The sequence below is a fragment of the Nocardia higoensis NBRC 100133 genome, assembly GCF_000308595.1.
In the GTDB taxonomy this organism is placed as follows: domain Bacteria; phylum Actinomycetota; class Actinomycetes; order Mycobacteriales; family Mycobacteriaceae; genus Nocardia; species Nocardia higoensis.
In genome coordinates, this window is sequence record NZ_BAGA01000002.1 from 26,216 (window position 1) to 47,583 (window position 21,368).

21 protein-coding genes are annotated in these 21,368 nt (G+C 69.9%); 9 read left to right on the plus strand and 12 right to left on the minus strand.

Translation table 11 applies throughout. The features are described 5' to 3' along the window. Nucleotides 1–145: 145 nt before the first annotated feature. Nucleotides 146–613, minus strand: a complete 468-nt coding sequence (locus tag ON26_RS31390; RefSeq protein WP_051026435.1) for a hypothetical protein — start codon at nucleotides 611–613, stop codon at nucleotides 146–148. Nucleotides 614–756: 143 nt separating this feature from the next. Then, nucleotides 757–4,050 (minus strand): bifunctional lysylphosphatidylglycerol synthetase/lysine--tRNA ligase LysX, encoded by a 3,294-nt coding sequence (lysX, locus tag ON26_RS00115; protein ID WP_245545664.1) that lies wholly within the window; start codon nucleotides 4,048–4,050, stop codon nucleotides 757–759. Between the two features lie 147 nt (nucleotides 4,051–4,197). Here lysX and rraA point away from each other — a divergent pair, with 147 nt between their 5' ends. Continuing rightward, nucleotides 4,198–4,698, plus strand: coding sequence for a ribonuclease E activity regulator RraA (gene rraA, locus ON26_RS00120; protein ID WP_040793848.1), 501 nt, complete (start codon nucleotides 4,198–4,200; stop codon nucleotides 4,696–4,698). A 25-nt stretch (nucleotides 4,699–4,723) separates the two neighbouring features. Here the strand turns inward: rraA and ON26_RS00125 are convergent, their stop codons facing one another. The 5 genes from ON26_RS00125 to ON26_RS00145 all read right to left on the minus strand — a co-directional run bounded on the left by ON26_RS00125 (nucleotide 4,724) and on the right by ON26_RS00145 (nucleotide 7,716). After that, nucleotides 4,724–4,945, minus strand: a complete 222-nt coding sequence (locus tag ON26_RS00125) for an RNA-binding S4 domain-containing protein (protein WP_040793849.1) — start codon at nucleotides 4,943–4,945, stop codon at nucleotides 4,724–4,726. A gap of 55 nt (nucleotides 4,946–5,000) precedes the next feature. Then, the gene (locus tag ON26_RS00130; RefSeq protein WP_040793850.1) at nucleotides 5,001–5,381 is read right to left on the minus strand and encodes a DUF5313 family protein; all 381 of its coding nucleotides are present in this window, start codon (nucleotides 5,379–5,381) and stop codon (nucleotides 5,001–5,003) included. A gap of 220 nt (nucleotides 5,382–5,601) precedes the next feature. Continuing rightward, nucleotides 5,602–6,531, minus strand: a complete 930-nt coding sequence (locus tag ON26_RS00135) for a CopD family protein (protein ID WP_051026436.1) — start codon at nucleotides 6,529–6,531, stop codon at nucleotides 5,602–5,604. A gap of 19 nt (nucleotides 6,532–6,550) precedes the next feature. Continuing rightward, nucleotides 6,551–7,036 carry a copper resistance CopC family protein gene (locus tag ON26_RS00140; RefSeq protein ID WP_051026437.1) on the minus strand — a complete coding sequence of 162 codons (486 nt, stop codon included), beginning with the start codon at nucleotides 7,034–7,036 and terminating at the stop codon, nucleotides 6,551–6,553. A 56-nt stretch (nucleotides 7,037–7,092) separates the two neighbouring features. Further along, complete coding sequence (locus tag ON26_RS00145) at nucleotides 7,093–7,716, minus strand: DUF6474 family protein (protein ID WP_040793851.1); 624 nt, start codon at nucleotides 7,714–7,716, stop codon at nucleotides 7,093–7,095. Between the two features lie 200 nt (nucleotides 7,717–7,916). On the opposite strand from ON26_RS00145, the gene ON26_RS00150 reads away from it, so the two are divergent. The 3 genes from ON26_RS00150 (at nucleotide 7,917) to ON26_RS00160 (ending at nucleotide 12,613) form a co-directional block, all read left to right on the plus strand. Continuing rightward, nucleotides 7,917–9,683 (plus strand): TM0106 family RecB-like putative nuclease, encoded by a 1,767-nt coding sequence (locus tag ON26_RS00150; RefSeq protein ID WP_373280912.1) that lies wholly within the window; start codon nucleotides 7,917–7,919, stop codon nucleotides 9,681–9,683. After that, nucleotides 9,680–11,638, plus strand: coding sequence for a molecular chaperone HtpG (htpG, locus tag ON26_RS00155; RefSeq protein ID WP_040793852.1), 1,959 nt, complete (start codon nucleotides 9,680–9,682; stop codon nucleotides 11,636–11,638). The genes ON26_RS00150 and htpG overlap by 4 nt, the downstream gene beginning before the upstream one ends. 249 nt (nucleotides 11,639–11,887) lie before the next feature. Further along, a complete protein-coding gene (locus ON26_RS00160) occupies nucleotides 11,888–12,613 on the plus strand; it encodes a TMEM165/GDT1 family protein (RefSeq protein WP_040793853.1) in 726 nt (241 codons plus the stop codon). Between the two features lie 38 nt (nucleotides 12,614–12,651). Here ON26_RS00160 and ON26_RS00165 read toward each other — a convergent pair whose 3' ends face one another. After that, the gene (locus ON26_RS00165; RefSeq protein ID WP_040793854.1) at nucleotides 12,652–13,308 is read right to left on the minus strand and encodes a TetR/AcrR family transcriptional regulator; all 657 of its coding nucleotides are present in this window, start codon (nucleotides 13,306–13,308) and stop codon (nucleotides 12,652–12,654) included. A gap of 112 nt (nucleotides 13,309–13,420) precedes the next feature. Here ON26_RS00165 and ON26_RS00170 point away from each other — a divergent pair, with 112 nt between their 5' ends. Continuing rightward, nucleotides 13,421–14,188: an SDR family NAD(P)-dependent oxidoreductase gene (locus ON26_RS00170; protein ID WP_040793869.1), complete on the plus strand. Its 768-nt coding sequence runs from the start codon at nucleotides 13,421–13,423 to the stop codon at nucleotides 14,186–14,188. A gap of 98 nt (nucleotides 14,189–14,286) precedes the next feature. Here the strand turns inward: ON26_RS00170 and ON26_RS00175 are convergent, their stop codons facing one another. From ON26_RS00175 to ON26_RS00190, 4 genes are all read right to left on the minus strand, one after another. Continuing rightward, nucleotides 14,287–15,117: a class I SAM-dependent methyltransferase gene (locus tag ON26_RS00175; protein WP_040793855.1), complete on the minus strand. Its 831-nt coding sequence runs from the start codon at nucleotides 15,115–15,117 to the stop codon at nucleotides 14,287–14,289. A gap of 152 nt (nucleotides 15,118–15,269) precedes the next feature. Continuing rightward, a complete protein-coding gene (locus ON26_RS00180) occupies nucleotides 15,270–15,800 on the minus strand; it encodes a hypothetical protein (protein WP_040793856.1) in 531 nt (176 codons plus the stop codon). Nucleotides 15,801–15,999: 199 nt separating this feature from the next. Then, the gene (locus tag ON26_RS00185) at nucleotides 16,000–16,620 is read right to left on the minus strand and encodes a superoxide dismutase (RefSeq protein ID WP_040793857.1); all 621 of its coding nucleotides are present in this window, start codon (nucleotides 16,618–16,620) and stop codon (nucleotides 16,000–16,002) included. 232 nt (nucleotides 16,621–16,852) lie between these two features. After that, the gene (locus tag ON26_RS00190) at nucleotides 16,853–17,464 is read right to left on the minus strand and encodes a hypothetical protein (RefSeq protein WP_040793858.1); all 612 of its coding nucleotides are present in this window, start codon (nucleotides 17,462–17,464) and stop codon (nucleotides 16,853–16,855) included. Between the two features lie 571 nt (nucleotides 17,465–18,035). Here ON26_RS00190 and ON26_RS00195 point away from each other — a divergent pair. The 4 genes from ON26_RS00195 (at nucleotide 18,036) to ON26_RS00210 (ending at nucleotide 21,308) form a co-directional block, all read left to right on the plus strand. Next, nucleotides 18,036–18,401, plus strand: a complete 366-nt coding sequence (locus ON26_RS00195) for a rhodanese-like domain-containing protein (RefSeq protein ID WP_040793859.1) — start codon at nucleotides 18,036–18,038, stop codon at nucleotides 18,399–18,401. Between the two features lie 88 nt (nucleotides 18,402–18,489). Further along, entirely contained in the window at nucleotides 18,490–19,566 is a 1,077-nt protein-coding gene (locus ON26_RS00200; RefSeq protein WP_040793860.1) for a DUF4328 domain-containing protein, read from the plus strand. Beyond that, entirely contained in the window at nucleotides 19,563–20,330 is a 768-nt protein-coding gene (locus ON26_RS00205) for a glycerophosphodiester phosphodiesterase (protein WP_040793861.1), read from the plus strand. The genes ON26_RS00200 and ON26_RS00205 overlap by 4 nt, the downstream gene beginning before the upstream one ends. 57 nt (nucleotides 20,331–20,387) lie before the next feature. Further along, nucleotides 20,388–21,308, plus strand: coding sequence for a DUF5926 family protein (locus tag ON26_RS00210; RefSeq protein WP_040793862.1), 921 nt, complete (start codon nucleotides 20,388–20,390; stop codon nucleotides 21,306–21,308). Nucleotides 21,309–21,368 lie beyond the last annotated feature (60 nt).

Here is a 21,368-nt window from a genome sequence, read left to right on the forward strand (position 1 = left end):
CGTTCACTGTGCCGCACCGGCCCAGCCCGGTGTGCGGCAGGGGCGCGGCAGGACCGGCCGTGGCATCGGGTGTGCCGGCCAATGGCGCGTGCACCGGATGCCGGGTGGTGCGCCGGGTGCGTGGACACGCGGCGCGTGCCCGGAACTACTTGTACAGCGAGGGGCCGCTGTCGGGGCCGGGCCCGCCGTGGGGCGGCCGGTCACCGGGCGGGCCGTAGGGCGGCCGGCCCGGATGCGGCGGCTGTCCATAGGGAGGTCCGCCATAGGGCTGGTCACCGGTCGACTGTCCGTACGGCTGCCCCGGCCCGCCGTGCGGCGGCTGGCCGCCCGGCTGTCCGTAGGGCTGTCCGTACGGCGGTTGCCCGTTGCCCTGCTGGTCGTTCTTCTTTTTCTTGGTGATCAGGTAGATGCCGATCACCAGCGCGACGACGAACAGCAGGCAGCAGATGCCGCCGATGAGGAAACCGCCACCGCCGGAGCTGCGTCCGCGGTTGCGCTTCTTGGCCAGCAGGTCGGCGGCCTGCGCGTAACTGTCCGAGGCGAGCAGGGTGTCCGGATTCGTCCAGATCGTGTGGTCCAAAAGGCCCGTGGTGGTCAGCACGTCGAAGTACATGGCCCCCCTTCCGTGTGAAGTTCTCCGGCTCCTCCCGGCCGGACCACACAGGTTATCGCTGGCGCCGCGAGGCTGTTAACCCGAAACCCGCGTGTCCGGCGGGCGTTTCGCACAGCGTGGGATCGGCTGAGGCGCAGCGGGGCTCAGCGGGGTTTGACCAACGGGAAGGGCAGCGTCTCGCGAATGCTGCGGCCGGTGATCAGCATGACGATGCGGTCCACGCCCATACCGAGCCCACCGGTCGGCGGCATGGCGTGTTCGAGGGCTTCGAGGAAGTCCTCGTCGAGTTCCATCGCCTCGGGATCGCCGTTGGCGGCGAGCACGGACTGCGCGGTGAGCCTGCGCCGCTGCTCCACCGGGTCGGTGAGCTCGCTGTAGGCGGTGCCCAGCTCCACGCCCCAGGCCACCAGATCCCAGCGTTCGGCGACGCCGGGAGTGCTGCGGTGCGCGCGGGTGAGCGGGGAGACCGAGGTCGGGAAGTCGATGTAGAAGGTCGGCTCCTCGGTGCGGCCTTCCACCAAGTGCTCGTACATCTCCAGCACGATCTGGCCGGCGTCCCAGCCGGGCTGGTAGGCGATGTCGAGCCGGTCGCAGAGCGCGCGCAGTTCGTCCTCGCCCGTCCTCGGCGTCACCCGCGCACCCGCGGCGGCCGAGACCGCGGCGTGCACCGTCTGCACCGGCCAGTCGCCGGAGATGTCGACCGGCGTCAGCGAGCCGTCGGGTCCCGGTCGCATGACCACCATCGATCCGTGCGCGGCCAGCGCCGCGTTCTGGATGAGCTGTCGGCAGATGTGCATCATGCCCAAGTAGTCGCTGTGCGCCTCGTAGGCCTCGAGGATGGTGAATTCCGGGTTGTGGCTGAAATCCACGCCCTCGTTGCGGAAGGTGCGGCCCAGCTCGAACACCTTCTCCATACCGCCGACACACAGCCGTTTCAGGTACAGCTCGGGAGCGATGCGCAGGTAGAGGTCCAGATCGTAGGCGTTGATGTGGGTGGTGAACGGGGTGGCGTTCGCCCCGCCGTGCACCTGCTGCAGGACCGGGGTCTCCACTTCCAGATAGCCCCAGGCATTGAGCGAGTCGCGCAGCGAGCGCACCACCGCGCTGCGCTTGGCCAGCACATCGCGGGTCTCGGGGTTGATCGCCATGTCGACGTAGCGCCTGCGCACCCGCGCTTCCGGATCGGCCAGGCCCTTCCATTTGTCCGGCAACGGGTGCAGGCACTTGCCGAGCATCCGCCAGTCCGTGACCAGCAACGACAGCTCGCCGCTGCGACTGCGCCCGATCCGGCCGCTGACCTCGATCAGATCGCCCAGATCGCAGTACTCGCCGAAGGCGGCCATCCGTTGCGCGCCGGTGCGTTCGCGATCCAGTACCAGCTGGATGTCGGCGGACCAGTCGCGCAGCTGCACGAAAACGACGCCGCCGTAGTCGCGCAGACGCAGCACCCGCCCGCACACCCGGACGGTGGTGCCGCGCGGTGAGTGCCGGGCGGCCGCGACGGTGTGGGTCGGGGGATAGGCCACCGGGTAGGGATCCACACCGGCGGCGGTCATCCGGTCCAGCTTGTTCAGCCGCACCCGGACCTGGTCGGGCCTGCGCGGGCCCGATTCGAGTACATGGGGTTCCGGCCAGTCGGGCGGGCTGCCGTCGGCGTGCAGCCCGGGCGTGCCTGCGGGCACGGCGCTGTGGTCGCCGGTGTGCGTGCTCGTGTCCTGCACATCACCCCAGCGGGGGAGGAATCCTTCGGCCAGCAGGCTGGCCGCCGCGATCCTGGGTAGCTGCCTGCGTTCCTCGAACAGGAAGAACCGCGGCACCCAGGTCGGCTGGTACTTCATATTGGAGCGATACAGCGCCTCGAGCTGCCACCAGCGCGAGAAGAACAGCAGCACACTGCGCCACAGCCGCAGCACCGGTCCGGCGCCGATGCGCGCGCCCTCCTCGAACACCGAGCGGAAGACCGCGAAATTCAGCGAGATCTTGGTGATGCCGTACTGCTCGGAGTTCAGCGCCAGCTGCGAGATCATCAGCTCCATCACGCCGTTCGGGCCCTGTGGGTCGCGCCGCATCAATTCCAGCGAGACCCCGGTGCGGCCCCACGGAACCAGCGAGAGCATGCCGAGCACCCGGTCCTGACCGTTGACCGCCTCCACCAGCAGGCAGTCGCCGTCGAGCGGGTCGCCGAGCCTGCCGAGCGCCATCGAGAAACCGCGTTCGGTCTCGGTGTCGCGCCAGGCGTCCGCGCGCGCGGTGATGTGCGGGAACTCGGTGGCCGGTATCTCCGCATGGCGCCGGATGCGCACTCGCACACCTTGTTTGCGCAGCCGGTTGGCGGCCTGGCGCACCTGGCGCAGTGCCGGCCCGGCCAGCGAGAACCCCCTGGTCTCCAGCACGGCCTCGTCGCCGAGGCGCAGTGCCAGGAGCCCGGCCCTGCGGTAGGCGGTCGCGCCGGCCTCGCTCGCGCCCATCACCGCGGGCGTCCACCCGTACTGATCGGCCAGCCGTAGCCAAGCGTCGATGGCGTGCGGCCAGGCCTCGTGCACGCCGATCGGATCGCCGCTGGCCAGGCAGACGCCGAGTTCGACGCGGTAGGTCAGCGCCGCCTTGCCGCTGGGCGCGAAGACCACCGCCTTGTCCCGGCGGGTGGCGAAGTATCCCAGTGAGTCCGCCACATCGGAGCGCTCCAGCAAGCCGCGGATGGCCGACTCGTCCAGGGCGGTCATGGCGTTGTTCGCGCGCTGCGATCGCAGCAGCGTGATCGCCGCCGCCAGCAGTGCCACCGCGCCGAACAGGCCGAGCAGCAGGTTCACGAAAGGCCGTGGGTGCCCGTCGAAATGCTCGTTCTCCGCCAGGATGGCCGCGGTCACCCGGTAGACCGCCCAGCCGGGGCGTTGCCAGCCCTGCGGCAACGTGCCGGGAAACATCTCGACCAACGCCCAGCCGAGCAGGCAGCCGACGGCGAGACCGCCGAGCAGCACCCCCAGTGCGCGCCATCCCGCCCCGCGCCGGACTCGCGTGTAGAACTGCGGCCATGCCGCGATCAGCATGCCGACGACCGCCAGCTGCACGAGCATCGCAGCCAACGCGTTCACATCGCGTAGGCGGGCGAAATCGATCGCGTTGGACACCGCGAAGAGCGCCAGATAGCCGGCCAGCAACCACCAGGCGATCCGCTTTCGCGCGGCGATGGCACCCGCCAGCAGGCCGACGATCAATGCCCACATGACATTGGTATCGGGCGCGTTGAAGTAGTAGTGGTCGACATAGCGGCGCGGCGGCCCGGTGAGGATACGCAACGTGGGCGAGAGGCTCCAGAGCAGGCAGGCGACCGCGAACACGCCGAGCGCCAACCCGGCCCAGTGAGGTACCTCACGCAGCGTGCCGCGGGCGCGGTGCGGCACGGATGCCGCCGGGGCCTCGATCACCGGGTCGGTCAGCGGACGCTCTGGCGCGGAAGTCACCGAACCAGTGTGGACGCATCGGGGTCGGATTGGCAGGGGTGCCACGCCGATTCCGCCGGGTCCGCGCCACCCGCGGGCGGGGGTCGTGCCCGCCGGTGGGCACGGCCGGGGGAGAATCGCCGTATGTCCGAACCAGCGAACAACGAGTCAACTACCGAGATCGCCACCGCGGATCTGGCCGACGAGATCGGGCCGGAGATCCGCAGCTGCGATACGCAGTTCATCCAATTCGGCGGTCGGGCCGTGTTTTCCGGCCGCATCACCACTATCCGCTGCTTCCAGGACAACCTGCTGGTCAAGCAGACCCTCGGCGAGCCGGGTGAGGGCAAGGTGCTCGTCGTCGACGGCGGCGCGAGCGTGCACACCGCCCTGGTCGGCGACATCATCGCCGGGCGCGGGGTGGACAACGGCTGGGCCGGTGTCGTCGTCAACGGCGCGGTGCGCGATTCGGCCATCCTGCGCACCCTCGACATCGGGCTGAAGGCGCTGGGCACCAATCCGCGCAAGAGCACCCAGACCGGCAGCGGCGAGCGCGATGTGCCGGTGGAATTCGGCGGCGTGACCTTCGTCCCCGGCGAAATGCTCTACAGCGATCACGACGGCGTGGTGGTCCGCGCCGAGTGATCCGGCGGCGCGGGTTCGCCGGTCGTCAGGCCCCGGACACCCGGGCCTGCCGTCCGGCGAGGGTGACCACGTCGCCGTTCTGCAGCTGGCGTCCGCGCCGCAGTTCGACCTCGTCGTTGACCCGGACAAGTCCCGCGGAGATCACGGTCTTGGCCTCCGAGCCGGATTCGATCAGATCGGCCAGTTTGAGGAACTGGCCGAGCTTGATCCGATCGTCGGAAATGGGGACGTCGACAGGCTCGGACATGGTTCGATTATCGCCCCGACGGGGTTGCCGGGCCCTGCCGGGTGCGCCTCCGCGCTCAGGCGCGGCCGTGCCTGCGCTCGTAATCGAGGCGTTCGGCGCTGCCGCGCGCCCTGGCGTCGGCATCGGCCAGCGCCGGATCGAGCCCGTGCTTGATCAGCCGATGCCTGCGATAGACGTACATCAGCGCGATGGTGAAGTAGATCAGCGGCAGGTAGAGCAGCGCCATCATCGACAGCCCCATCCACGCCGGGCCGGGCAGCAGCAGGAACAGGCACAGCACCGGCAGGATCGGCACGAGGATGCGGGTCAGGTAGCGCCGGGTCGCACCCGGGCCGGTCACATCCCGGAGCACCCAGTCCGACATCGATGCGGGCAAGGTCTTGCCGCAGATGTAACCGATCCGCTGCGCGAGAGTCGGCGTGGTGCGTTCGCTCATGGATCCAGCATCCCATGTTCGGCAATCACGGCCTCATCAGGCCGAATGCGCGATCAGGTCGGCCGGATGCAGGATCAGCCGCATACGCGATCGAGCTGACCGAAGACCGGGCCGAATGTGTGGTCGGGCCGCGTGCGCGATCGGGCCGTATGCGTGACCGGGCCGGCCGGATGCAGGATCAGGTCCGGATACGGACTCGGGCCGCGTCCTGCGGGCCGAGTCAGGCGGTCACGGCCAGTGCCGCGGCCAGGCCGAACGCGACGGCCATCAGCGTCACCTCGAGCACCGCGCGGCGCAGCGAGTCCGCCGCGCTCATCCGGTGCCCGCCCGCACGGCGCACCCAGTCCCGCCGCCACCACCAGCCCAGGGCGAGCAGCGCGAGCAGCACCGTCGCCTTGGCGGCCAGGATGCGCCCGTAACCGGTGCCGAAGAGATCGGCCGGGCTGCCGAGCCGGATCACTGCGTTGAGCACTCCGGTCGCCGCGACCACCCCGACCAGCGGCAGGGCGATCGCGGAGTAGCGCGGCAGTGCCACCGCCCATTCGCCGCGCCCGCGCACCACCAGTGCCAGCGCCACCAGCAGCCCGAGCCAGGCGGCCGCCGCGAGGGCGTGTACCGCCGCCAGTGCCGAACCCAGGGGTTGCTGGGACATGTGTCCGGTCACGGGCCGCAGCGCGAGCGCGACGGCCGCGAAGACCAGCACCAGATCGGCGGAGAGATCGGCGCCGCGACGGAAAGCGAGCGCCGAATACCCGGTGAGCAGGGCGATGCCGATCAGCACCGCGAGCCCGATCCGGCCGCCGCCGACCTGGCTCAGATAGGTGGTGAACTGCCCGGCCCCGAGGTCGGTCACGCCGACGCCGACCACCTCGGCGGCCGCGGTGACCAGCACTCCCGCCTCGGCGACCCACCAGATCCCGCCGAGCACCGCCAGCGGCAGCCACGGCGTTCCCAGGCGGTCGTGCAACCTGGGCAGGGCGGCCAGCCCGAGCACTGTCGCGCCCGCGCAATCGGCCACGACCCGGACCAGCCCCGCGGCCGGCGCGACATCGGGCCCGGCGAGCAACCAGGCCAGCCCGACCCCGAGCAGTCCGGCGGGCACGACGGCGAGCAGCGCGGCCGAGTCGCGGCCGGTGGTCGGCGAGCTCACCGCCGTGATGCGCGCACGCTCACGCGCGGTTGTCTCGTCCCCGGAAACCGAAGAGCGCCACGGCCAGCCCCACGCCGAGCAGCACCACGACGCCGACGATCAGCAGCCACAGCGGAAAGCCGGAATCCTCGGCGGTGTCGGCGCTCTTGCCGTCGGCGCGCTCGCCGGGCACGCCGTTGCCCGGGGTGGTGAGCGTGAAGGAGCGTGTGCCGCTCACCACGTGCCCGTCGGCGGAGGTGACCCGGAAGGCGATGGTGTACTCACCGGCCGGGCCGAGTTCGCCCGCGGCGACGCTGACCGACTTGCCCTCGACCGTCGGCTCGCCCTTCGACCAGAGATTGCCGTCCGGTCCGACCAGCGTCAGGGAGGGGAAGCCGGGCTGCAATTCCTCGTTGAACGTCACGACCACCCGCTCGGGGCCGGTGTCGATCTGCGCGCCGTCCTCCGGCACGCTGCCGACCACCCCGGAATGCGCGGTCGCGATCCCGCCCGCCGTCAGTGCCATGCCGAGGGCGAGCAGGGCGGTGAGCAGGGCGCGCGCGAGAGATTTCGCCACGGCGATCAGCGCACCCCGAGGCGGGCGAGCACCTCGGCCTCGATGCCGGACAGTTCGTGGGAGATCGAGGCGTGCACGCCGCGCCTGCGCGCCGCGGGCATCTGCTCGGCGGTGCGGACGGCGGTGCCGAGCCCGGCCAGTCGGTCCTTGGTGGTGGCGACGAAATCGCCGCTCGTGTCCTGCACCCGGTCCAGCGCCGCCTCGGTGTTGGCGATCCTGGCCTGCAGCTTCGCGCCGTGCCCGGTGAAGTCGCCGAGCTGGTCGATACCGATACCGAGCTGCTGCGCGCGGCGGGTGTCGAGCTGCCCGCGCACGAAGGTGGCGCCCCGGTAGGCCAGCGGCGCGAGCACCGGGATGAGCACCCGGGCGACGCCGATGTACTTCTTGATCTGAGAGGCGCTGAACGGGTCGCGCTCGGCCTTCGCGGCGGCTTTCAGCGCCGCCTTCTCCTCGGCCTTGAGCGTGGCGACCTGCTGCTTGGCGACCTTGCGCTGGGTGCGCTGCTCGGCGCGGCGGGATTTGCGGTCGTTCTTGGCGGCCAGCTTGGCTTCCAGCCCGGCCTTGTGCTTGAGGGCCTTGGCCTCGGCCCGGCGGCTCGGGCGCCGTGTGCGTTTCGTGAACAACCCCATCGGAAAAGGCCCTCCGTCATGCCGTTCTGCCATCGAGCGCGCCGACCGTTGTGCGTCGTCTGCCCCTGTACCACGCGGTTCCGGCCCACCTTATCCGGTCGGCCCGCGGTGCTGCGAGAGTGCCGGGCAGGCGCGGGTTCGGACGCCGTCGAGATCATGCGGTGCGCGGGGCTGTCGGGGGGCTGGACCATACTGCTTACGTGAATTCGGGCAGCGGCGACCAGTACGGTCGCGAGGACGAGGGCGCGGCCGCGGTGCGGCCGGCCGGGATGGACGCGCCCGAAACGCCCGCCGGATTCACCGAAGCGGTCACCGGATATCTCGATGCGCGCGCCCTGATCGGCTGCCGTCACCGGCTGCGCATGGACGCGGCGCACGGCGGCGAACTCACCGGCGTTATCGAGGATTCCGGCGTGCGCCAGCGGCGTGAGGCCGCCGCCGCCCATCGCGCCTCGGTGCGCGACACCCTGGTCGCGGCCGCCCCCGGGCAGTGGGTCGTCGTCGATCCGGCGCTGCGGGCGGGTGCGCGCGCCGTGGCCACCGTGCGCGCGTGCGCCGCTGGGGCGCAATGGATCTGGGGTGGGCTGCTGCCGCAGGAGCCCGACACCGGCAGGCGCGGCGGCTCGGAGATCCTGATGCGCGATGCCGATCGCGGCGGCTACATCCCGATCATCGTGGTCAACCACAAGGTCACCGATCCGCGCAGGCCGGGCCCGGCCGATTTTCATCCGCTGACCTCGGATCCGGTGCGCTGGAATCCGCAGCCGGACAAATCCCGCAAGCTGCGTCAGCAGCCGCGCGACCAGCAGCGCCTGGCCCATCTCTACCGGATGCTGCAGCGCCACGGCCTGGCCAGCCCGAGCCTGCTCGGCGGTGTCATCGGCCTGCAATCCGATCGAATCCTGGTGCACGACATCGCCACCATGCTGGCCGACTACGACCGCCGCTACGCCGATCGCATCGCGGTGGTGCGCGGCCAGTCGCCCACCGTGCCCGCCAAGGTGCCCGAGTGCAGGCAATGCCCTTGGTGGACACGGGGAATCGAGGGTCCGAGCTGCGAGCAGTGGCTGACCGAGCGCCGCGATGTCAGCCTGGTCGCACCCGGCTCACGCGCGGAGGTGCTACGCGGCCACGGGGTCACCACCATCGAGGAACTCGCCGCCTGGTCGGGCGAGGACCCGCAGGACTGGCAGCACGGCCCCTTCGACGAGGCCGTGGTCACCGCGCGCGCCTGGCTGGCCGGCGCGCCGCTGGTGCGCCGCTTCGACCGGGTGCAGGTGCGCCGTGCCGATGTCGAGGTCGACGTCGACCTGGAGAGCTACCAGGAGTACGGCGCCTATCTGTGGGGCACGCTGCTCGACGGGCAGTACCGCCCGTTCCTGACCTGGGATCCGCTGCCGACCGGCGACGAGGGCCGCTCCTTCGGTGAGTTCTGGACCTGGCTGATGACGGTGCGTGCCCGGGCGCACGCGGCGGGCAAGACCTTCGCCGCCTACTGCTACTCGCGCACCGCCGAGGACAAATGGCTCTACGAGTCGGCCCGGCGGTTCGCGGGCATGCCGGGCGTGCCCACCGTCGAGCAGGTGCGCGCCTTCGTCGACGGGCCCGAGTGGGTGGACATGTTCCAGGCCGTCACCGAGCAGTTCATCTGCCCCAACGGCAAGGGCCTCAAGAAGGTCGCCCCGGTCGCGGGCTTCTCCTGGCGCGATCCGGAGGCGAGCGGTGAAGCCTCGATGAGCTGGTACCGGCTCGCCGTCGGCTACGACGGTGCGCCCGACCTGGGGCAGCGCACCCGCTTGCTGGAATACAACGAGGACGATGTGCGCGCCACCATGACGCTGCGGGAGTGGATGGCGCCCCGGGTGCCCAACCCGCACAGCGCCGTCGCGCAGGTGCCCTCGCTGACCGATTTCACGCACGCGCCCGCGGCGATTCCGCTCGGCGGCGGCGGTACCCTGTCGTCGTGACAGAGCACGTCGAACAACTCGAGTTCCAGGCAGAAACCCATCAGCTGCTCGAGCTGATGATCCATTCCGTCTACTCCAACAAGGACACGTTCCTTCGCGAGCTGATCTCGAACGCGTCCGATGCACTGGACAAGCTGCGACTGGCGTCCTTCCAGGACAAGGATCTGCAGGTCGACACCTCCGATCTGCACATCGAGCTGGAAGTCGACTCCGAGCAGCGCGTCCTCACCGTCCGGGACAACGGCATCGGCATGTCGCGCGCGGAGGTCGTCGACCTGATCGGCACGCTGGCCAAGTCCGGCACCGCGCAGGTGCGCAAACAGCTCGCCGAGGCCAAGTCCGAAGCAGCCACCGAAGAGCTGATCGGCCAGTTCGGTATCGGCTTCTACTCCACCTTCATGGTCGCCGACAAGGTCGTGCTGACCACCCGCAAGGCGGGCGAGACCGGCGCCACCCGCTGGGAGTCGGCGGCGGGCAGCTCCACCTACACCATCGAAGATCTCGACGAGGCCCCGCAGGGCACCGCCGTGACGCTGTACCTCAAGCCGGCCGACGAGGAGGACCACCTCTTCGACTACACGCAGGAGTGGAAGCTCCGCGAGATCGTCAAGAAGTACTCCGATTTCATCGCCTGGCCGGTCCGCATGAGCGTCGAGCGGACCGTCACCGAGGGCGAAGGCGAGGAGAAGCAGGAGAAGACCCTCGTCGAGGAGCAGACCCTCAACTCGCAGAAGGCGCTGTGGACGCGCCCGCGTTCGGAGGTCTCCGAGGAGGAGTACAAGGAGTTCTACAAGCACGTCAGCCACGCCTGGGACGAGCCGCTCGAGATCATCCCGCTCAAGGCCGAAGGCACCTTCGAATACCAGGCGCTGCTGTTCCTGCCCTCGCAGGCGCCGTTCGACCTGTTCACCCGCGAGCACAAGCGGGGCGTGCAGCTCTACGTCAAGCGGGTGTTCATCATGGACAACTGCGAAGAGCTCATGCCCGAGTACCTGCGCTTCGTCAAGGGCGTGGTCGACGCCCAGGACCTCTCGCTCAATGTCTCGCGCGAGATCCTGCAGCAGGACCGCCAGATCCAGATGATCCGCAAGCGCCTGGTCAAGAAGGTGCTGTCCACGGTCAAGGATCTGCAGGGCGCCGAGGACCAGAGCAAGTACCGGACCTTCTGGCGCGAGTTCGGCCGCGTCCTCAAGGAGGGCCTGCTCTCCGACTTCGACAACCGCGAGACGATCCTGCAGGTCAGCTCGTTCGCCTCGACGCATTCGGAGTCCGAGGCGACCACGCTGGCGCAGTACGTCGAGCGGATGCCCGAGGGTCAGGACGTCATCTACTACATGACCGGCGAGTCCAGGGACCAGATCGAGCGCTCCCCGCACATGGAGGCCTTCAAGGCCAAGGGGCGGGAGGTGCTGATCCTGACCGATCCGGTCGACGAGATGTGGGTCGGCTCGGTGCCGGAGTTCGACGGCAAGCGCTTCCAGTCCATCGCCAAGGGCGAGGTCGACCTGGAGTCCGAGGACGAGAAGAAGGCCTCCGAGGCGCTGCGCGAACAGCAGGACAAGGAGTTCGCCGACCTGCTGACCTGGCTGGGCAAGACCCTGGAGGAGAACATCAAGGAGGTGCGCCTGACCAACCGCCTCACCACCTCGCCCGCCTGCCTGGTCGGTGACGTCTTCGACTTCACGCCCATGCTCGAGCGCATGTACCGGGCCTCCGGTCAAGAGCTGCCGGTGAGCAAGCGGATCCTGGAGCTGAACCCGGCCCATCCGCTCGTGACCGGCCTGCGCGACGCCTACGACCAGCGCAAGCCCGATGCCGACGAGGGCAAGGTGCCCGAACTCACAGAGACCGCCGAACTGCTCTACGGCACGGCGGTGCTGGCCGAGGGCGGCGAGCTGAAGGACCCCGCGCGGTTCGCGCAGATCCTCACCGAACGGCTCACCCGGACGCTCTAGCCCTGCCGCGAATCCGCTGGCCCCCTTCCGCTTTCGTCGGGAGGGGGCCGCTTTCGTCTGTGCGTGGCGCCGTTGCCCGGGGTTGCCGAAAGTTGCGTAAGGGTAGCCGAACTCTGCCAGCTGGGTGTCCAAACTTATTGCGCGCATTGGTTTTTCGACTTCACGGCAGTAGTCGGGGCAGGTTGCTCGAGGTAATCTCGACAGGACCGGGCAGCGAACGAGCCCGGAGCAGGGGAGTGATAACCGACCATGACCGCCACCATCGCGTTGAGCATCGGCATCGTGTTCCTGGCCGAGCTCGGGGACAAGTCCCAGCTGATGGCGCTGACCTTCGCGCTGCGCTACCGCTGGTGGGTCGTGCTGTCCGCGATCGCCGCGGCCACCGCGGGCGTGCACGTCCTCTCCGTAGCGGTCGGCTACTTCCTCGGCGCCTCCCTGCCCACCACCGCCATCGCCTTCGTGGCCGCCCTGACCTTCCTCGGCGTCGGCCTGTGGACCCTGCGCGAGCACCTCGGCGCCGACGACGACGAGGAGCCGTCCGCGCCCAGCAGCAGAACAGCGCCATTCCTGGTGGTGCTCTCCGCCGTCCTGCTCGCCGAACTGGGCGATCGCACCATGTTCGCCACCGCCGCACTGGCCACCGACAACAACTGGTTCGGGGTCTGGATCGGCTCGACCATCGGCATGGTCGCCGCCGACGGCTTGGCCATCGCGGTCGGCATCCTGGTCGGCAAGCACCTTCCCGAACGGCTCATCGGCTTGGCCTCGGGCGTGTTGTTCCTGATCATCGGCACGGCCACCCTGCTCTCGGCGCTGGGTGCCGCACCCCTGGTCGCGGTGGGTGTCGTCGCGGCGGTACTCGCGCTCACCGCCGCCGTCTCGGCCGGGTCACTGCTGCGCCGGCGTCGGGTGCTCGCCGCTGAGGCTTCTGCGGACGAGGCGCTTGCCGCCGAGGCTCCGACGGCGGAGGTATAGCGGCGCCGGCCCGCTCTGTCGGCTGAACTACCGGTAGGTCAGTCCTGCGCCGGGCCGCCGTAGAGGGACCCGCCCCGGCGCACCATCTCGAGGAGCGGCTCGCGTAGTCGCCGCAGCCCGTCGATGTCACCCGCGGCGATGCGTGCGGTCGCCATAGCGCCCACCGACGCGGTGAAGGCGACGCAGGCGAAGCGTTGTGCCTCGGTGCGCGCGTCGAGCACCTCCGCGATCAGCGTCACGAACGAGGCCTGCAACTGTGCCCGGGTGGCCAGCGCCTTGGAGCCGACCGCGTACACCTCGACCAGATACAGCCTGGCGTAGGCGGGATCCTCCATCAGGCCGTCCAGATAGGCGGTGACCAGCCGGTCCATCCGCTCCAGGTCCGGGCCGTCGACCGGGGCGTCCGGACGTTTTTCCGCCGCAGCCGCGATCCGGGCGACCAGACGCTCCACCGCGCGGGCATGGGCGGCTTCGAAGCAGTCCTCCTTCGAGCGGAACTGCTCGTAGAAGGTCTCCCTCGACACGCCCGCTCGCTTGAGCACCGCCGCCACCGAGGTGCCCACGTATCCCTGCGCTGCCATCGCGTCGGCCATGGCGTCCAGGATCCGGTCACGCTGCGAGGCGATCACCTGCTCCCTGGGTAGCCCGTGGCGTCCCCGGGGGAGCTGGCGCGCGTTGCCTGCCTTTCGCTGCATCTCTCGATTTTCGCCGCTGCGTCCGAGGGTGCCGTGGGCGGGGGCCGCAGTGGCACGGGTTAGGGTGCAATTGACGAAGGGCCAACTGGCTGTCACGAACGAGAGGACCATCGTGGAGATTTCGGGTTCCGCCGCCATCATCACCGGCGGTGCAAGCGGCCTGGGCGCCGCCACCGCCAAGCGTTTCGCCGAGCTGGGCGCCACCGTTTTCGGCCTGGATGTGCCCGCGTCGATCGAGCGCGCCGGTGACAACGTGCCCGCCGGTGTCACCCTGATCCCGGCCGACGTCACCAGCAACGACGAGGTCTCCGCCGCCGTCGCGCAGGTCGTCGAGTCCGGCGTGCCGCTGCGCATCGTCGTCAACTGTGCCGGTGTCGGCTGGGCCGGGCGCATCCTGTCCAAGAACGGCCCGCACGATCTCGAACTGTTCCGCACCGTCATCACGGTCAACCTGCTGGGCACCTTCAACGTCATGCGCCTGGCCGCCGACGCCATCGCCAAGACCGAGCCGGTCGACGAATACGGCCAGCGCGGCGTCGTCATCAACACCGCCTCCGTGGCGGCCTTCGAGGGTCAGATCGGTCAGATCGCCTACTCGGCGTCCAAGGGCGGCGTGCACGGCATGACCGTGCCGGCCGCGCGTGACCTCGCCCAGTTCGGCATCCGCGTGAACACCATCGCCCCCGGCATCATCGACACCCCGATGCTGGCCGGCGTCACCGAGGAGTACCGCAAGGGCCTCGAGGCCGGCGTGCCGTTCCCCTCGCGCCTGGGCCGCCCCGACGAGTACGCACAGCTGTCGCAGTACATCGTCGAGCACGACTACCTCAACGGCGAGACCATCCGTATGGACGGCGCGCTGCGCATGGCGCCGCGCTAGTCCTCGCGCCACCCGCACTCGCGAGGGCCGTCGCCGAACTCGATTCGGCGGCGGCCCTCGCCGTTTCCCGGCATCCCGTCGCCGGATCGAGCCGTCCGCTAGCGGGTGCGTCGATTCCGGGGCCGGTGGGCAATGCCCAGCAGCGCGGTGGTGGTCAGCGGGGCGTTCGGCCGATAGTGCTCGTCGACATAGGCGCGCATGACCGCCTCGCAGCGCTGCCACTCCTGTTCGCCGAGGTCGTGACGTAGCAAGGTCATCGGCGCGCTGCCCCGCAGCATGTGATCGAGGAACGCCTTCGAGCTCGGCCAGGACAGTGTGCTGGTATGACGCTGGATGGACACGCCCGCGAATCCCGCGTCCCGCATCTCGCTCGCGAAGACCTCCGGATTCTCCAGGCTGGAGTAGACCGGTTGCGGTTCCTCGGTGATCGCCCCGGTCGCGCACAGGGCCGCGTACATGGTGCGCATCAGCGTCGATTCGCTCGCGGGCGCCCAGCTCGACACCACCGCCACCCCGCCGGGCCGCAGCACCCGGAACATCTCGGCGAAGCCCTTGCGGCGGTCGGGGAAGAACATCAGGCCGAACATCGAGAAGGCCGCGTCGAAGTATTCGTCGGCGTAGGGCAGCTTCTGGCCGTCGCCCAGCCGCGCCTCGATATTGCCGATCCCGTCCGCCTCGGCGCGCGCCCGCAGCAGCCGCAGCATCTCCTCGGAGAAATCGATCGCCTGCACTTCGGCGACCCGCGGTGCGGCCAGCAGTGCGAGCGAACCCGGCCCCGACGCCAGATCGAGCACCCGGTCCCCGGCGCCGACCTCGACGAGTTCCAGCGCCCGTGCCGCATACGCGGTCATCAGCTCACCGGAGAAGGCGGCATAGCCCTGAGCGGCCAGATCCCACGCGCGCGCCGCCGACAACGGGATAGTGGACATGTCTGCCATCAATCCTTTCGACCGTCACAGGCCAACCGGGCGGCCCCCTCGCAAACTACTCGAGCGGGCCGGAAACCGGGAGGTGAACCGGTCGTTCGACGGCGATTTCCGGCGCGTCGCGACGCCTCGGCAGCCGGACGGTAACCCCGGGATCAGGCGGCAAGCAGCATGGCCAGCACCGCGGTGTCCGGATCGCTGATCGGATCCAGCCCCACCCGGCTGACCAAAGAGGTGACCGTGCCGTCGGATTCCGCCTCGGCCCACGCCGCGCGATGTTCGAGCCCCAGGTGCGGCACCCCGGGCAGCAGCACGCAACCCGAGGCCGCGCCGGTGCATTCCGGCAGCGAGGGCCTGGTCTCCGAGGGGGGATGCAGCATCAGCAGCGCGGGCGGGGTGTGGGCGGCGAACCGGCCCGGCTCGATGGCCTCGTCGCCGAGTACCGGCCCCTCGGCCAGCACGATGCCCACCGTGCCGGGATGAGGGTCGTCGGGCAGTTCTTCACGCACCCCGAAGACGGTCGTGGTCGGCAGCAGGCCGGGCAGCGAGGCGACCCGCACCGCGAGGACGAGCACCTGCGCCCACTCCTTGGTGGTGTCGGGCCAGCGCCCGGAGATGAGGAAGCCGCGCAGGCTGCCCCGGGCATGAAAAGGAGTGATACCGATGGAGGTATCGCCGATCGCCATGTCTGTGCCTCCCGAACTCCGGCCTACCGGGGGCGGCGGTGCCCATCCGCGAAATGTCTGGATTCCGAGAATGACTCATCTGTCATTTGGCACACAAGTACCAGTGAGTGCCAGTTCCGGCGAAAACGACGAAGCCGCGGCCCCCCGATGTGAGGAGACCGCGGCCTGCAGCTCGTGCGTCGCCGCCCGGGCTACCCGATCAGAAGACCAGGCCCTGGCCCTGGCCGACGGCGCGCGCGAAGCGGTCCTGCACGTCGGCCCAGTTGACGACATTCCAGAAGGCCGTCACGTAGTCGGCCTTGACGTTCTTGTACTGCAGGTAGAAGGCGTGCTCCCACATGTCGACCTGCAGCAGCGGGATGATGCCCAGCGGCACGTTGGCCTGCTGGTCGTAGAGCTGGAAGGTCAGCAGCTTCTGGCCGAGGGTGTCGTAGCCGAGCACCGCCCAGCCCGAGCCCTGCAGGCCGTTCGCGGCGGCGGTGAACTGGGCGCGGAACTTGTCGAACGAACCGAACTGGTCGTCGATGGCCGCGGCGAGTTCGCCGACCGGCTTGTCACCACCGTTGGGGGACAGGTTCTTCCACCAGATCGAGTGGTTGACGTGGCCGCCCAGATGGAAGGCCAGGTTCTTCTCGTGCAGGAAGATGGCGCCGTGGTCGCCGGCCTCGCGGGCGGCTTCCAGCTTCTCGAGCGCGGTGTTCACGCCGGCGACGTAGGCCGCGTGGTGCTTGGAGTGGTGGATCTCGTTGATCTGCCCGGAGATGTGGGGCTCCAGAGCGCTGTAGTCGTAGTCCAGATCTGGCAGCGTGTACTCAGCCACGATGTCCCTTCCTCGATGTCGGGCTGTGGCGCTCGGAATTCGAGCGCCTCCAGCCATCATTCGTACACCCGCTCGGTACCAACTCGCCCGCACGCCCCCGTGTTCCGCCCACATTCGGCGCAACCACGGCTCGATCTCGGGTGCGGCCGTGGACGATGTCAACGACACCGGTCCACGCCCCGGCGGTCATGCGAGTGCGACCGCCGATGTGTCCGATCTCACCGATCTTCGTTCACAGCGGTGGAATGATCTCGAACTCCAGCGTGCGCGGATCGCCCTTGTCGTGGGCCTGCCACCAGCGCGCGCCGTTGGCGATGAAGTCGGCCAGCGGGATCTCGGTGCCCTTCCGGTCGTGGATGCTGAGGTCGTCGAACCACACCCGCACGTCGAGTTCGCGCGGGTTCGTGCCCTCTTCCTGCGAGAACTCCAGGACGTGGGCGCTCACCCGGTCGGCGATGACGGTGTCGAAGCTGAGCAGTTCCCGCCACAGCGCCCAGCCGCTGTCGTCGACGTCGATGTATTCCCAGCCGTGCAGCCTGCCGCCGCCGAAACTGCGGATCGCCCTGGCCAGGCCGTCGATGGTCAGCGGAAGCACGTCCGGCGGGGCGTCGCCCCAGGCGTGCACGCGCAAGGACGCGGCGATGCGGCTGACGCCGCTGAAGGTCAGGCGGAGCGGACGCTCGCGGGGGGCGTCGCCGTTCTCCGGGAGGACCGGAACCCCGAGGTCCAGCACCAGGCGAGCCCCGACGGGATCGACGTCGGCGTTGAGGCAGACAGCCTCGGCGAGCGCGGTGTTGAGTCCGTTGGTGTCGAATCCATCGCGGAGGCCCCTGGTCTGAGTCATGGGCCCCAGGCTAGCGAGCCCCGGTGACATGGTGCGGGATTTCGGCTTTTCGTTACGTCGTGGTTCGGATGGAACCGATCCGGCGGTGGTCGCGTCCAAGTAGTTGTCGGATTCCGTACAGGCGTCGGCCGGTGCCGCGGGACGCAGCGGCGGCACCGGTTGGCCGTCGGTCGTCGGCTCGGCGTCTGTGCCGCAGCGGATTCCGAGGCGTCAGCGGGCGATCGCTCCGGGATGTTCATAGGAGGGGAGTCCCGGATCGATCGCTCGCGGCGCCCGTGCCCGGCCGTCGCGTTTCCGGGGTTTTCCGGTACGTTCCCGTTCACAGGGTGTTTGCTTATAATTCGCCCCTGTGAATCCCGGGTGCCGCGATAGCCGCCGCCTGTGGATCAGGTTGTGGATTATGTGGATAACTTCGACGGAGATATGCACAGGCCATGGGGAACGGGGCGGCGCCCGGCAGGTGGGGTGGTAAAACGAACCGTGGGTTCGGAAAAGGGTTTGCGCGGATACCGCTGCCCCCGGTCGGCCCCGGAGTCTCCCCGCACGGCGGGACACATGGCAGGATCGAACTGTGACGAGCTCGGAAATTCCGTCGGTCCTGGTGGCCGAGGTGCCCGGCGAATTCGACACGCCCGGCCACCCGCAGGATCGGCGCGCCATCCTGCTCGATGTGCGCGAGTACGACGAGTGGCGGCTGGGCCACGCGCCGGCCGCCATCCACATTCCGATGGTGGACGTGCCCGCGCGCATCGACGAACTGGATTACGACTGTGAGATCTATGTGATCTGCCGTCAGGGCGGTCGCTCGAACGAGGTGGCGAGATATCTCGCATACGCCGGATTCGAGGTCGTGCAGTGCGTCGGTGGCATGGTGGCCTGGCAGCAGGCGGGTCGCCCGCTGGTCGCCGAGGGGGACCGGCAGGCGAAGATCTACTGAGCGGGTCACCCGGGGTGGATCACCCGGGGATCCACTGACGACGAAGGGCGGGAACGGTGAATCCGGTGGGAGTGAGTTCGGTGGTGCGGTGAGTTCGGTAGTTCAGCCGTGTGCGCGCTGCGGGGCGCGCTGGGCGGTCCAGACGGCCCCCATGCACTGGTGCCCGCGCTGTCGCGGCGTGCTGCTCTCGCCCGGCCCCATCGACGCGCCGGCGCAGCGCCGCAATTACCGCTGGGTCGCCCGCAAGCCCGACCACCGGTCGCGCCGGGGCAACGGGAATCGCGCCGCCGGGCCGCGCCCGATCGGGCCGACCCCGCGCTATCGCGAGATCCCGCGCTGGGGGCTGCGCGACATGCCCGCGCCCGCCGCGCCGGAGGCTCGCCACCGACTGGAGAGCTACGCGCCGAGGGCCGAGCGACTGCTGCTGATCACCGCCGCGCTGTTCGGCGCGGCCGCGCTCGCCGAGATCGCGCGCTATCTCATCCTGCTGCGCAACCGCACCCTGCTGATCGATCCCACGCTGCTCGCCGTCTCCGACACGTTCGTGTGGATCACCTCGGTGGGCGCGGCGGTGTGCGCGCTGGGTGCCGCGCTGGCGCTGGCCGGGTGGCTGGTCGGCCGGCGCAGGCGCGCCTTCGCCCGCTCGGGCACCGCCGACCCGCGCTCACCGATCACCATCGCCCTCGGCTGCCTGGTACCGGTGGTCAATCTGCTCTGGCCGGGTGTGTATCTCACCGAGGCCGCCGGCGCCGCCGACGATCCGCGGCTGGTATCCGCCGTGCGCATCTGGTGGTGCGCCTGGGTGGGCAACGGCCTGCTGGTGGCCGCGGCGTTGCTGTGGCGCACGGCCGACTCGCTACAGGCCGAGGCCGACGGTGTGGCCTTCACGGCGCTCACCGACGCGGCCGCCGCGGGTGTCGCGGTACTGACCCTCGCCGTGGTCCGGCTCTTCGACGGCCGGGATCTGCGCGGCCGTGCCAGGACGGCCCATCGGTGGGTCGCCACCATCGACCCCGCGGTGCCCGTCATCGAGCCGGTGCAGGCCGGTTCCGCACCCCGGGATGCGGACGAGGACGCGATGACCGAGGATCGACGGATCGACAACGGTGATCATGACCGGTCGCGGGAGCAGGACCGGCTGCAGGAGGAGGTCGTGGCCAAGTGAGCCGGGGTAATCGCGCGCCGTTCGTCGTCGCGCACCGGGGGGCGTCGGCGGCGCGGCCCGAACACACCCTCGCGGCGTACGAGCTCGCGCTGACCGAGGGCGCCGACGGTGTGGAATGCGATGTCCGGCTCACCAGGGACGGGCATCTTGTCTGTGTGCACGACCGGACCATCGACCGCACGTCCTCGGGCACCGGCCTGGTCAGCGAACTGACCCTGGCCGAACTGAAGGAGTTCGACTTCGGCGCCGAAGGCGCACCCGCCTCGGTGCTCACCCTCGGCGAGCTCATCGAACTGGTGCTGGACTGGCGCAGCAGGCCGACCAAACTGTTCATCGAGACCAAGCACCCGGTCCGCTACGGCGCGCTGGTGGAGAACAAGCTGCTGGCCGAACTCCAGCGCTACGGGATCGCGACACCGGCCTCGGCCGATCACTCCCGCGCGGTGGTCATGTCCTTCGCGGCGACCGCGGTCTGGCGCATCCGCCGGGCCGCTCCGCTGTTGCCGACCGTGCTGCTCGGTGAGTCCTCGCGCTATCTCGGCGGGGGCGCGGCCACCACGGTCGGCGCGACGGCCGTGGGTCCGTCGGTGAAGACGCTGCGCGAGCATCCCGAACTCGTGGACAAGGCGGCGGCGGCCGGCCGGGCCACCTACTGCTGGACCGTGGACGAGGCCGCCGATGTCGAACTGTGCGCCGACCTGGGCGTCAGCTGGGTGGCGACCAACCATCCGGGCCGTACCAAGGCGCTGCTCGCAGACGCCTGATCGGCGCGCCGGGCGCGTTGTCGGCCGCACGACGAGCGCCGTGTAGTTTGTGCGCTCGTGGGAAAGAGCAAGCGCAACAGTCCGAAACCCGGAGGGAACCGGGCGCAGCGTCTGGCCGAGCGCAAGGCCGCGCTGGAGCAGGCGGCCAAGACGGTGACCCGTCCGTTCGAAGGCCTGGCCGCCGAGTGCGATCTGGTCGCCCTGCGCGAATTCGTGCCGTCGGCGACGGGCACGCTGCCGCTGGCCGCCTCGGTGGCCGCCGAGCGCGAAGTCGTGCTGGGCACGGTGCTGCCGGGCGCGGTCGCCGCGCTGGTGCGCGCCGGTGAGCCGCCGGTCGGCTATGTCGGCGCGCAGGTGCAGTTCTCCGGCGCCGATCCCGGCTCGGATCTGGCCGCCTCGATCCTGTGGACGCAGTCGGCCGAGCCCGGCGATTCGCTGAGTTCGGTGGAGAGCGTCGCGGGCGGCCCGAAGCTGACCGACGTGCTCGATCCGGCGGCGCAGCTCGAGCTCACCGTTCACCAGGACTTCGATTGGTGGGTGCCCGCGGGAGTGACCCCGGACCCGCAGGTGGCCGCCACCATCGAACAGGCCAAGCAGGCGATCATGCCGTCGGCGCGGCTGGCGCTCGGCACCGATTCGATCGGCGCCGCTTGGTGGGTGGACGCGGGCGAGAAGGCGCACGTGCGCTGGGTGCGCCCGGAGGACGAGGACGAGCTGATGGCGGCGCTGGCGCGGTTGCACGCGGCCGGCGGACTGCACCTGGGCGAGGGCTCGCGCTTCGCCGGATCGTTCCGCACGCACGGCCTGCTGGTCCCGGTCTTCGATCTCGATCCCGAGCGGCACCCGAGCGAATGGGAAACGCCCGCAACGGAATTCGAGACCCGTCTGGCCGAGGCGCTGGCCGCGGGGACCGAGCTGTCCGCCGACGAGCGCCGGTCCAGGGACGGGCTGCGGTCCCGTCAGGTCACCCTGCGCTGACGATCTCGCGAAGAAATTTTCTGAAAACGCCTATTTTCTGATCCCCTCCGGTGTTAAGTT

Coding starts and splice junctions, on each gene's coding strand:
- ON26_RS31390 (WP_051026435.1), bottom strand. CDS start 613: ATGTACTTCGACGTGCTGACCACCACGGGCCTTTTGGACCACACGATC.
- rraA (WP_040793848.1), top strand. CDS start 4,198: ATGTCCGAACCAGCGAACAACGAGTCAACTACCGAGATCGCCACCGCG.
- ON26_RS00125 (WP_040793849.1), bottom strand. CDS start 4,945: ATGTCCGAGCCTGTCGACGTCCCCATTTCCGACGATCGGATCAAGCTC.
- ON26_RS00130 (WP_040793850.1), bottom strand. CDS start 5,381: ATGAGCGAACGCACCACGCCGACTCTCGCGCAGCGGATCGGTTACATC.
- ON26_RS00140 (WP_051026437.1), bottom strand. CDS start 7,036: ATGGCACTGACGGCGGGCGGGATCGCGACCGCGCATTCCGGGGTGGTC.
- ON26_RS00145 (WP_040793851.1), bottom strand. CDS start 7,716: ATGGGGTTGTTCACGAAACGCACACGGCGCCCGAGCCGCCGGGCCGAG.
- ON26_RS00160 (WP_040793853.1), top strand. CDS start 11,888: ATGACCGCCACCATCGCGTTGAGCATCGGCATCGTGTTCCTGGCCGAG.
- ON26_RS00165 (WP_040793854.1), bottom strand. CDS start 13,308: ATGCAGCGAAAGGCAGGCAACGCGCGCCAGCTCCCCCGGGGACGCCAC.
- ON26_RS00175 (WP_040793855.1), bottom strand. CDS start 15,117: ATGTCCACTATCCCGTTGTCGGCGGCGCGCGCGTGGGATCTGGCCGCT.
- ON26_RS00180 (WP_040793856.1), bottom strand. CDS start 15,800: ATGGCGATCGGCGATACCTCCATCGGTATCACTCCTTTTCATGCCCGG.
- ON26_RS00190 (WP_040793858.1), bottom strand. CDS start 17,464: ATGACTCAGACCAGGGGCCTCCGCGATGGATTCGACACCAACGGACTC.